11 protein-coding genes are annotated in these 10,095 nt (G+C 72.9%); 6 read left to right on the plus strand and 5 right to left on the minus strand.

The features are described from left to right. Together B4M60_RS14465 and B4M60_RS14470 are read right to left on the minus strand one after the other, a co-directional pair. On the minus strand, nt 1-656 hold a 656-nt coding region (locus B4M60_RS14465), incomplete at its 3' end, for a dihydroxy-acid dehydratase (RefSeq protein ID WP_291085574.1). Between the two features lie 38 nt (nt 657-694). Then, nucleotides 695-2,071, minus strand: a complete 1,377-nt coding sequence (locus tag B4M60_RS14470) for a cryptochrome/photolyase family protein (protein WP_291085604.1) — start codon at nt 2,069-2,071, stop codon at nt 695-697. Between the two features lie 142 nt (nt 2,072-2,213). Here B4M60_RS14470 and B4M60_RS14475 point away from each other — a divergent pair, with 142 nt between their 5' ends. Together B4M60_RS14475 and B4M60_RS14480 are read left to right on the plus strand one after the other, a co-directional pair. Further along, nucleotides 2,214-3,491 (plus strand): cation:proton antiporter, encoded by a 1,278-nt coding sequence (locus B4M60_RS14475; RefSeq protein WP_291085577.1) that lies wholly within the window; start codon nt 2,214-2,216, stop codon nt 3,489-3,491. 34 nt (nt 3,492-3,525) lie between these two features. Beyond that, the gene (locus B4M60_RS14480) at nt 3,526-4,137 is read left to right on the plus strand and encodes an NAD(P)-dependent oxidoreductase (protein ID WP_291085580.1); all 612 of its coding nucleotides are present in this window, start codon (nt 3,526-3,528) and stop codon (nt 4,135-4,137) included. On the opposite strand, the gene B4M60_RS14485 is transcribed toward B4M60_RS14480, so the two are convergent. Next, entirely contained in the window at nt 4,074-4,694 is a 621-nt protein-coding gene (locus tag B4M60_RS14485) for a hypothetical protein (RefSeq protein ID WP_291085583.1), read from the minus strand. The genes B4M60_RS14480 and B4M60_RS14485 overlap by 64 nt on opposite strands. Next, nucleotides 4,691-5,575: an endonuclease/exonuclease/phosphatase family protein gene (locus B4M60_RS14490; RefSeq protein ID WP_291085586.1), complete on the minus strand. Its 885-nt coding sequence runs from the start codon at nt 5,573-5,575 to the stop codon at nt 4,691-4,693. The genes B4M60_RS14485 and B4M60_RS14490 overlap by 4 nt, the downstream gene beginning before the upstream one ends. Nucleotides 5,576-5,620: 45 nt before the next feature. Here B4M60_RS14490 and B4M60_RS14495 point away from each other — a divergent pair, with 45 nt between their 5' ends. After that, nucleotides 5,621-6,697 (plus strand): pseudouridine synthase, encoded by a 1,077-nt coding sequence (locus tag B4M60_RS14495; RefSeq protein WP_291085607.1) that lies wholly within the window; start codon nt 5,621-5,623, stop codon nt 6,695-6,697. Here the strand turns inward: B4M60_RS14495 and B4M60_RS14500 are convergent. Beyond that, nucleotides 6,583-8,346 (minus strand): lipase family protein, encoded by a 1,764-nt coding sequence (locus B4M60_RS14500; RefSeq protein ID WP_291085589.1) that lies wholly within the window; start codon nt 8,344-8,346, stop codon nt 6,583-6,585. The genes B4M60_RS14495 and B4M60_RS14500 overlap by 115 nt on opposite strands. 141 nt (nt 8,347-8,487) lie before the next feature. Here B4M60_RS14500 and arfB point away from each other — a divergent pair, with 141 nt between their 5' ends. The 3 genes from arfB to B4M60_RS14515 all read left to right on the plus strand — a co-directional run. Further along, nucleotides 8,488-8,931: an alternative ribosome rescue aminoacyl-tRNA hydrolase ArfB gene (gene arfB, locus B4M60_RS14505; protein ID WP_291085592.1), complete on the plus strand. Its 444-nt coding sequence runs from the start codon at nt 8,488-8,490 to the stop codon at nt 8,929-8,931. Nucleotides 8,932-9,096: 165 nt separating this feature from the next. Then, entirely contained in the window at nt 9,097-9,537 is a 441-nt protein-coding gene (locus B4M60_RS14510) for a hypothetical protein (protein WP_291085595.1), read from the plus strand. Between the two features lie 298 nt (nt 9,538-9,835). Then, a partial coding sequence (locus B4M60_RS14515; protein WP_291085598.1) for an NADP-dependent isocitrate dehydrogenase occupies nt 9,836-10,095 on the plus strand: 260 nt, incomplete at its 3' end.

Here is a 10,095-nt window from a genome sequence, read left to right on the forward strand (position 1 = left end):
GTGTACATGCCGCCGCACGCACCCTCGCCCGGGCAGATGGCCCGCTCGATCGTGTCGACGTCCTCCCGGCTCATGAGACCGCGGGCGCACGCCCCGACCGCCTCGAACGCGTCGATGATGGTGACCTGCTTCTCCGTGCCGTCGGAGAGCCTGGCGAAGCCGGGCAGCGTCGAACCGGCGTAGAGGAACACGCTCGCCAGGTCCAGGCGGGCGGCGGCCATGAGCATGCCGGGCAACGACTTGTCGCAGCCCGCCAGGAGCACGGACCCGTCCAGGCGCTCGGCGCTCATCACGGTCTCCACGCTGTCGGCGATCACCTCGCGGGACACCAGCGAGAAGTGCATCCCCTCGTGGCCCATCGAGATGCCGTCGGAGACCGAGATCGTCCCGAACTCCAGCGGGTATCCCCCGCCCGCGTGGACGCCCTCCTTGACGACCTTGGCCAGGCGGTCGAGCGACAGGTTGCACGGGGTGATCTCGTTCCAGGACGAGGCCACTCCGATCTGCGGCTTCACCCAGTCGTCGTCGCCCATCCCCACCGCTCGGAGCATCCCGCGCGCGGCGGTCTTCTCCAGCCCGTCGGTGACGTCGCGGCTGCGCGGCTTGATGTCGACGCCCTCGGCGGCGGGGGTCTCGGTCTGATCGGGATCGGTCATGGAGCCAGCCTAGGCACTCGGCGTCCACCCGGCGTCGGTCACCCGGTGCCGTTCCTCGCGAGGTCGTATCGACGCAGCGCCTCCATCCGCTCCTCCGCGTGGTCCACCACACGCTCGGGGTACCCGTGGCGGTATCCGTCGGGGGCCCGCCACGGCTCGTGGGCCGCCGCGCCCGCCAGGTGGGCGAGCTCGGGGATCCACCGCCTCACGTACTCCCCGTCGGGGTCGAACTTGCGACCCTGGGTGATGGGGTTGAACACCCGGAAGTAGGGCGAGGCGTCGGTCCCGGTCCCCGCCACCCACTGCCACCCGTGACTGTTGGAGGCGATGTCGCCGTCGACGAGCTGATCGAGGAAGAACCGCGCCCCGACGGGCCACCACACGTGCAGGTCCTTGACCAGGAAGCTCGCGGTGACCATCCGCACCCGGTTGTGCATCCAGCCCTCGGCGCGTAGCTGCCTCATCCCCGCGTCGACGAACGGGTACCCCGTCAGCCCCTGCCGCCACGCCTCGACGAGGAGGTCGACCTCCGGGCCGTCGTCGTAGGGCATGCCCGCCAGCGCGCCCCGCAGATCCCGCCACGCCGACCGGGGCCAGTGCCAGAGGATGTCCGCGTAGAACTCCCGCCAGGCCAGTTCGGAGGTGAAGACGCGCGCGCCCTCGCCGAGGGCCTCGGGGTGCGCGGCGAGGTCGGCGAGGATCGTGCGCGGATGGATCTCGCCGTACTTCAGGTGCGCGGACAGCCGACTGGTGGTGTCGAGGTCCGGGCGGTCCCGCTGGTCCGCGTAGGAGGCCAGGTCGTCGCGGAGGAAATCCCGCCACCGCGCCAGGGCGGCCTTCTCCCCCGCCCCGCCCCCACCCCCGGGACCGGCGGACCCGGACGGCTCGGTGTCGGACGTCGCGGTGTCGGACGTCGCGGTGGCCCACGCCACGGCGGCGGGCCGCTCCCCGGGCGCGGGCCAGCCGTGCTCGCGCCACGCCCTGGCGAAGGGGGTGAACACCTTGTAGGGCTCCCCGGTGCGGTTGACGATCCGTCCCGGTCCGACGGCATAGGGCGATCCGGTCTCGACCAGACTCCGACCGTCGCGCCGGAGCCCGGCGCGCACCCGCTCGTCCCGCCGCCGACCGTACGGGGTGGATTCGCGGGCCACGTGGACCTCCCGGGCGTCCACCTCGGCGGCCAGCCCGGTGATCACGTCGGCGGGGTCGCCGGTGCGGACGACCAGGGCTCCACCGGTGTCGGCGGACAACGCGGCGAGCGAGGCCTCGAGCCGGTCCACCCGCCTGCCCCCGCGCGTGAGCAGGACCGGGTCGCGGACGAAGACCGGCAGGACCTCGTCCGAGGCCTCGACGGCGGCCAGCAGCGCGGGGTTGTCGGTCAGCCGCAGGTCGCGGCGAAACCACAGGATCGAGATGCTCACGTGACTCCAGACCGATGGGTCGCGGGGACCCCGGTGCGATCCGCCGCCGTGGACCCGAGTGTGGCAGAACCCCCGGCCGCCCGTCGGCCCGCGGGTCCAGTAACCTCTCGCTCATCACCCGAGCGAGAGGCCGTTCGTGACCACCACCCTCCTGGCCGCCGAGGCGACGTCGACCGAGCTCGTGTCCCTGTTCTGGATCGTCCTGGCGGTCTGGGCGGCCCCGCTGCTGTCCGGCATGACGCGCTCCCTCGTCCCGGGCGTTGTCCTGCTCCTGGCCGGCGGCATGCTGATCGGCCCCAACGGGCTCGGGTTGGCCGTGGAGACCGGCGGGGTCGCCATGCTGTCCGAGCTCGGGCTGGGGATGCTCTTCCTCCTGGCCGGGTTCGAGCTGGAGGTCTCGACCCTGACCGGGCGCGGTGGGCGTCGCGCGGCGGGGACCTGGGCCGCCAGTCTGGTCCTGGCGGCCGGGGTGGGCTGGCTGGTGTCGGGGCGCTGGGAGACGGCCGTCGCGATCGGGCTCCTGCTCACCTCCACCGCCATCGGGACCCTCCTGCCGATCCTCAAGGGCGCTGGCCAGGACGGCACCCCGGTGGGCCGCGCGATCCTCACCCACGGAGCGGTCGGCGAGCTGGGACCGATCCTGGTCATGGCGGTCCTGCTCAGCACCCGCAGCATCTCCTCGTCGATCGTGGCCGTCGGGCTGTTCCTCGTCGCCGCCCTGGTCATCCTCGCGGTGCCGTCCCGCCTGCTCCACGTCCCCGCGCTCGGCCGGGCGCTCGTCCGGGGGACCACCTCGACCGGCCAGCTGGCCATGCGCACGGTGATGCTGCTCCTGGCCACCATGATGGTCGTGGCCACGGTGTTCGGCCTGGACGTGGTGCTCGGGGCGTTCGCCGCCGGGATGATCCTGCGCCACCTGGTCGACGCCCTGGACATGAACAGACGGACCGGGCGCGAGGACTCCGGCCGCGACCTCTCGGGGGTCCTCGTGGGTCAGCTCGAGACCGTCGGCTACACCCTGTTCATCCCGGTGTTCTTCGTGGTGTCGGGAATGGGCATCGACCTCCGGGCCGTCGCCGACACCCCGTGGATCCTCGTGGCGGCGGTGGCGAGCATGCTCGTCATCCGGGGTGGCGGGGTGTGGCTGAGTGAGACCGTCACCGCCGCCAGCCCCGGGCTGTCCACGCCGCGCGACCGCGCGCGGGTGGGGCTGTACGCCGCAACCGGCCTGCCGATCATCGTCGCCGTCACCGGGGTCGCCGTGGACAACGGCCTGATGAAGGACGAGATCTCCATGGTGCTGGTGGCCGCCGGCGCGGTGACCGTCCTGCTCTTCCCACTCCTGGCCGAACTCGTGCGGCAGGGTCCGGCGCCCGACCGGACGCCCGGCCGGAGGGCGGAACCGGCCGCGTAGGCTCACCAGAACGCGACGACGAGAAGAGGTCTCGGTGAAGCTCACCATCATCGGCGGGTCCCAGGGGACGGGGGCCCTGTTGGCCGGACTCGCCCGGGACGCCGGGCACGAGGTGACGGTCGTCTCGCGCAGCGGCAACGCACCCGCCGGTGTCCGGGGGGTCGTCGGCAGTGCGACGGACCCGGCGGTCGCCCGCGAGGCGGTGGCCGGAGCCGACGCGGTGGTGGTCACGGTGGGCGGGGCGAAGGGGGTCCGGCGCCAGCGCGCCGAGGTCACGCGGTCGATCGTGACCGCCATGACGGAGTCCGGACCCCGGAGGCTGGTCGTGCAGTCGTCACTCGGGGCCGGCGACTCCGGCGCGCAGATGCCGCTGCCGCTGAGGCTGCTGATGAAGGCGGTGCTGGCCGCCCCCCTCGCCGACCACGACGAGCAGGAGTCGGTCGTGGAATCCTCGGGCCTCGACTGGACCGTGGTCCGGCCGACCGGGCTGACCACCAGGCCGGCGACCGGACGGTGGCGTGCGCACGAGGTCGGTGACGGGGGCACGCTGGGCGGCAGCATCCCCCGCGCGGATCTCGCGGCCTACCTGCTCGAGGTGCTCTCCGACGACTCGCTCATCGGCAAGGCCGTCGGCATCAGCAGCTGAGGCCCGTACGCGAGAAGCACGCCCGCGCACAGGGCACCCAGCCCGCCCGCGGCCATGTCGCCGATCGTGTCGTCGAGGGTCACGAAGATCTCCTCGGTGAGGTAGGCGTGGCCGAACCACTCGATCATCTCCCACACCGCGCCCAGCGCCAGGCCGAACGCGACGGTGAGGACCACCGGCCCCACGGCCCCGACACCGGGGGTCGTCGGCGACGGCACGATCCCCTTGTGCGCGAGCACGAGGTAGGTCATCGTCGCCAGGGAGCCGGCGCACAGGGCGTGCACCACGATGTCCCACCACCAGATCTGCGCGTACACGTCGAAGACGTTGCTCCACGCCGCCACGAGCAGCGTGGCCGAGATCGCCGTGTCCGCCCACGGCCGCATCCCGATGAAGCGCGGGAGCATGAGGCCGGGCAGGGCGAACGCCACGATGGCCGCGTCGGTCAGCCCGTGGAGGAGCAGCGCCACCACGACGCCGGCGGTGCCGAGGACCCGCAGGGCGTCGGCCCACATCTCCGACGCCGTCTCGGCGGGCCGCAGGAAGTTGTCGATCATGTGGTGGCACCTCCCTCGTCCAGCCTCATGACGGCGTGGACCGGGAGATGATCCGAGGGCCATCCGCCGCCGTGGCGCCTCGGGTTGATCGCGGCGCGGGAGACGCTGAACGCCGACGAGGAGAGTATCCAGTCGATCCGGGCGCCGCCCCCACGCGGCGCGCGGTACCGCGCGTACGTCCCCCACTCCGCGGTCAGCCGGATCCTGGCGCCGCTCCAGCTGTCGGTGAGGGTTCCGTCCGCCAGCAGGGCCCGGACCGCCGCGCTCGACGGGCCGGCGTTGAGGTCCCCGGTGAGCACGACCGGCAACCCGCGTGCGGCGACACCGGCGAGGATCGCCTGGGCGGACCGCACCCGTGACCGCGGAGAGAGCGGGTCGAGGTGGGTGTTGACGGCGAGGAATCGCCCGCCGGTCGCCCGGTCGCGGAAGGCCGCGGAGACGACGATCCGCGGAAAGACGTTTCCCCACGAGGCCGAGCCGGGGCGGGAGGGCCGGTCCGACAGCGCGGACTGGTCCCAGTCGAGCAGCTCGAGCCTGTCGGCGTCGTAGAAGACGGGCGTCGCCTCCCCGCCTCCGTCGGGGGCCCTGCCCCGGCCGACGTGGCGGTAACGCGCGCCGAGCGCGGCGCGGATCGCCTCGGCCTGCCCCGCCACCACCTCCTGTGCGCCCAGCACCGTCGGCTGCTCCGTGGAGAGGAGCGCCCGCACCCGGGGCGCACGGACCTCCCACCGGTCGGCCGTGCGCGCCAGCACCGCCGGCACCGGCCGGCGGAGGTTCCAGCTCATCACGTGGAGGTCCGGACCTGAGACCGGGCCGACGAGCGCCTCGGCCGCCCGATCCTCGGGCGCGCCGGGGCTCGTCTGCGGGTCGCGCCTGGTCATGGACTCCACTGTATTGGTTCCGGGTGGGAGGATGGCCCCGTGCCCATGCCCTCGCCGCTGCCCGTCAAAGACGGGGTCGGACCGACGCGGCTGCGCGTGCCCGCCACCGGCCCGTGGTCGACGATCGCGGAGTTCGTGGTCGCGAGGTTCGACCACCTGGATCCGGACGACCTGCACCGTCGCTTCGCCGCCGGTGACTTCGTCGGCGTCGACGCCCGCCCTGTCGACCCCGGAGCGGCTCTCGGGTCCCACGAGTTCCTCTGGTACCACCGCGAGCTCCCCGCGGAGCGTCCGCTGCCGGTCCACGAGAAGATTCTCCACTCGGACCGCGACCTCGTGGTGATCGACAAGCCCCACTTCCTCCCCACCACCCCGACGGGGAGATTCCTCCGGGAGTCCGCGCTGGTCCGCCTGCGCGTCCGGCTCGACAACCCCGCGCTGACGCCGATCCACCGCCTCGACCGCGCCACGGCCGGACTCGTGATGTTCTCGGCCCGACCCGCCACGCGGGGGGCGTACCAGACGCTCTTCGCCAGGCGCGAGGTCGCCAAGGCCTACGAGGCGGTCTCGACGCGCCCGCCGGGGTGGGACCCCCGGGCCCCGGAGCTCTCGGGTCGGCCGGTCCCCCTGGTCCACCGCGACCACCTCGAGAGGCTGCGTGGAGACCTGCGGGTCGCGGTCCGACCGAACCGCGACCCGAACTCCGAAACCCTCGTCGACGTCCTCGGCTCCGGCTCCAGCGCCTCGGGACGCGCCGTCCTGCACACCCTCCTGCGCCCCCACACCGGCCGGTTGCACCAGCTGCGGGTGCACCTGGCCGCGCTCGGTATCCCCATCCTGGGCGACCGCCGGTACCCCGAACTCCTCCCCGAAGCGCCGGACGACCCCGACCTCCCGCTGCAGTTGCTGGCCCGCGAACTCGCCTTCATCGATCCCTTGACCGGGGCGCCCCGGCGATTCGTCTCCCGCCGGACGTTGTCCGAGGCCCCCGTCGCCGACGCATCCGCTCAGCAGGTCGGCGTGGGGGCCTCACCACTCCACCGGTCGAGGGTCCATGACACCAGCTGTGGCGTCAGCGGCGAGTCCGCGGCGACCAACCCGTTGTGGTCGAGCCCCGGGTAGGTCCGATAGTCGAGAGGTTCCCCGGCGGCGCAGCGCGCGTCCACCCAGCCCTGCTGCATGCCCGGCTTCACCAGCGGGTCGGACGTGCCCTGGGCGATCAGCACCGGAGAGGGCCACGGCCCGGTCGGCGAGTTCGCCCGAAGCGCCTCACCCAGGTCGCCGTCGAGGGCCGAGTCGGGGAAGACCTGTTCGGGGATCTGGCTCCCCCGGATCAGCGCCGCGATCACGTCCTTCTCGTTGAAGCAGAGGTCGCCGATCTCCTCGACGCCGTACGCCGTGCCCGGGTTGAGGTGCCCGGACAGGTCCAGCTCGGGATAGACCGCGTTCCACGACTGCGCGATGTACGCGGAGACGGTCTTGCCGGCCACCTCGTCCTTGCTCGCCTCGGCGAGGTCGAACAGGTCCGTGGCCGGGGCCATGCCGACGATCCCCTTGAGAGTCAGCTCGGGCGCGTAGTCCCCGGCGATCTGTCCGGCCCACAGCGCGCCGTGGCCGCCCTGGGAGTGGCCCCACACCACGGTGTCGGTGCTGAGCGTGACGCCGTCGAGCTGCCGCGCGGCGAGGGAGGCGTCGAGGACGTTGCGTGCCTCCGCCTGTCCGACCAGGTAGGGATGCGGCCCCTCGGTGCCGAGGCCCACGTAGTCGGAGATCACCCCCGCCCAGCCGTGGGCGGTGACCATCTGCTCGAGCGCGGTACCGGCGCCGTCGGCGAACGGGGTGGGGCTGAGGGTCGGCGCGCAGCGCGGGACGATGCCTGTCGTCCCGTGCGCCACACTGAGCAGCGGCAGCGGATCCTGCCCCCGATCCGTCGGTGCGATCACCGCACCGCTGGCCACCCTCACGCCGCCCGACGGGTCCGTGGTGGTGTAGAGGATCCGCCAGGCGTCGGCCCCTGCGGGGACTCCCGAGGTGAGCGTCTCGGCACGCAACAGCACACCGGGCTCGTCGGGCAGCGGGTCCGTCGCCGAGTAGAAGTCACCGGGTTCCGGGCGGTCGTCGCCGCGCAGCAGCAGAGCGCTGCCGATCGCGAGCGCGACCACCACCAGCAACGCGACAACCGCGAGGATCGTCCGGCCCCACCTGCGCATCCCGCCCCGACCGCCCCGCGCGGACGCGTCCTCACGACGCGGGGGCAGCAGGGACTCCAGGAGCCCCCGCAGTCCCACGAAGACCAGCCAGGCCCCGACCCCGTACTTGACGAGCTCGATCGCCAACACCGGCCAGACCAGGCAGAGCACGCCGAAGAGGATCGCCGCGGCCCCACCGACCAGCCCCGCCACCCGGCGATCGGTCTCGCTCCGCAGCGCCGCCAGGATCGTGTGGATCCCGTGCACGACCAAGGCGGTGACCATGACCCACAACAGACTCCGGATGCTCGCGGACTGCCACACCAGCACCACCACGCCCGCGGCGGCCGAGGCGAGCCCGGCGAGGACGCGTCCCCACCGCCGGGAACGGCCCGCACCGTCGACGCCGATCGCCGTCGCGAGACCGACGACGACGAGGCCCACACCCGCCCCCCTGACGATCCACGGCAGGGTGAGGTGGACCAGGATCACCACCAGGCCCAGCCCGATCGCGGCGAGGGCGAGAATCACCCCGGCGACCCGCCTGGTCCCGGCGACCCGCGGGTCGAAATCTGTGCTCATCCCTCGTCCTCTCGCCACGGGCTCCCGTCCGGGTGGCGCGGGCCCGGCCCGTCCTCGGATGAAGAGTACTGTCACGGACCCCGGTTCAGGCGCATGTCGCGACGCCCACCCTCTACACCCGGTGACGGCACACTGGAGACCATGGACGACCTCCACGTGGCACCCGGCCCGGGCCTCCCCCACGGCCTACGGGTGCCGGCGCGGGACCTGCTCGAGCAGTTCTCCCGCTCCTCGGGACCCGGCGGCCAGGGTGTCAACACGGCCGACTCCCGCGTGCAGCTGAGCCTGGACCTGGCCACGACCACCGCGCTCACCGGCGACCAGCGGAGCCTGGCTCTCCATCGGCTGGCCCCCTCCCTCGCCGGGACCGTACTCACCATCGCCGCCTCGGAGCACCGGTCCCAGCGCCGGAACCGGCGCGCCGCCCGGGACAGGCTCGCGGCCCTGCTGCGCGACGCCCTGGCCCCCGACTCCGTCCGGCGACCGACCCGCCCCACCCGCGGTTCCCGCGTCCGGAGTGCCGACGCGAAGCGCCGACGGTCACAGACCAAAGCGGACCGGAAGCGCCCGGACGCGCGGGAGTGACCCCCGGCCGACACCCGGGCCCGTCAGCACGGCCGCCGATCCCGTGGACGCCCGACACCTCGCCGCGGTTCCCGCCACTCGCGTTCCCCCCAGGCCGCCTCGCGGAATCCACAGAACGCCGTGGAGGGGTGTCGGCCGCGTGGGCAGTGCCGAAGAATCCGGGGCATGAGATTCGACGATCTGCCCGAGAACTGGACCTCGCTTCCTCTCGATGACGCACCGCTCGCGTCCGGTGTCATAGACCTCGTCATCGGATATCGCGATCGCCAGCGCGACACGATGCTCATCCTGCCCTGCGACCAGCACGACGTCGCCGTGCCCCGACCGATCCTCATCGGCGAGATCGACTGGGCGCAGTCCGACGGCGACCGCCGCAGGGCGACGTCCGTGCTGCCCCAGATCCCCGCACCGGGATTCGTCCTGGCCCTGTCCTCGAAGCGCCGCCTCCCGGACGGGATCGTGCGGGGGTGGCTGCGGACGGTCGAGGACCAGCTCGACGCCTCGGGCCAGTCGCTGCTCGCGTTCGGCGTGGCGCACCTGATGGGTGTCGAGATCGTCGGGGGGCGCGCGGCCCGGAACGGGGGCCTCGGCGCCGTGGCCGGATAGCGCCACCGCGCGCCCGCCCCGCCGGCGATCGATCCGCCCAGCTCGTGGCGCACCGTCCGGACCCAGGGCTGCCCATCGGGGCACCCGCGACGGGAAACGCCGCGCACCCGTCCGCCGTCGACCACACTGCAGTGAGGAAGCGAGACGATGACCGGACCGCGCACGTGGATCGACTCACCGCTCAACCCACGCCCGGAGGTTCTGGCCACGCCGGTCCTCTTCGGGCGATGATGGTGCAGGAGAGCTGACGCCGTTCCACAAGAACATGAGCAGCCCGAGAAGAAAAGAGTCGACACTTATGACCCCAAGCACACAGACGATCATCTACACCCTCACCGACGAGGCGCCGCGGCTGGCAACGGAAGCGTTCCTCCCGGTCGTGAGCACCTTCGCCGAGGCCGCCGGAATCACCGTCGAGACGAGCGACATCTCGGTGGCGGCCCGTATCCTCGCGGCCTTCCCCGACCGGCTCACCGACGAGCAGAAGGTGCCCGACAACCTCGCCGAGCTGGGGAGGCTGACCCGCGAGCCGGACACCAACATCATCAAGCTGCCCAA

This window comes from Dietzia sp. UBA5065 (genome assembly GCA_002415925.1).
In the GTDB taxonomy this organism is placed as follows: Bacteria; Actinomycetota; Actinomycetes; order Mycobacteriales; family Mycobacteriaceae; genus Dietzia.

Bases quoted from the DNA above. Each gene is read 5' to 3' on its own strand.
- B4M60_RS14485 (WP_291085583.1), bottom strand. From the start codon at position 4,694: ATGATCGACAACTTCCTGCGGCCCGCCGAGACGGCGTCGGAGATGTGG.
- B4M60_RS14490 (WP_291085586.1), bottom strand. From the start codon at position 5,575: ATGACCAGGCGCGACCCGCAGACGAGCCCCGGCGCGCCCGAGGATCGG.
- B4M60_RS14495 (WP_291085607.1), top strand. From the start codon at position 5,621: ATGCCCTCGCCGCTGCCCGTCAAAGACGGGGTCGGACCGACGCGGCTG.
- B4M60_RS14500 (WP_291085589.1), bottom strand. From the start codon at position 8,346: ATGAGCACAGATTTCGACCCGCGGGTCGCCGGGACCAGGCGGGTCGCC.
- arfB (WP_291085592.1), top strand. From the start codon at position 8,488: ATGGACGACCTCCACGTGGCACCCGGCCCGGGCCTCCCCCACGGCCTA.
- B4M60_RS14510 (WP_291085595.1), top strand. From the start codon at position 9,097: ATGAGATTCGACGATCTGCCCGAGAACTGGACCTCGCTTCCTCTCGAT.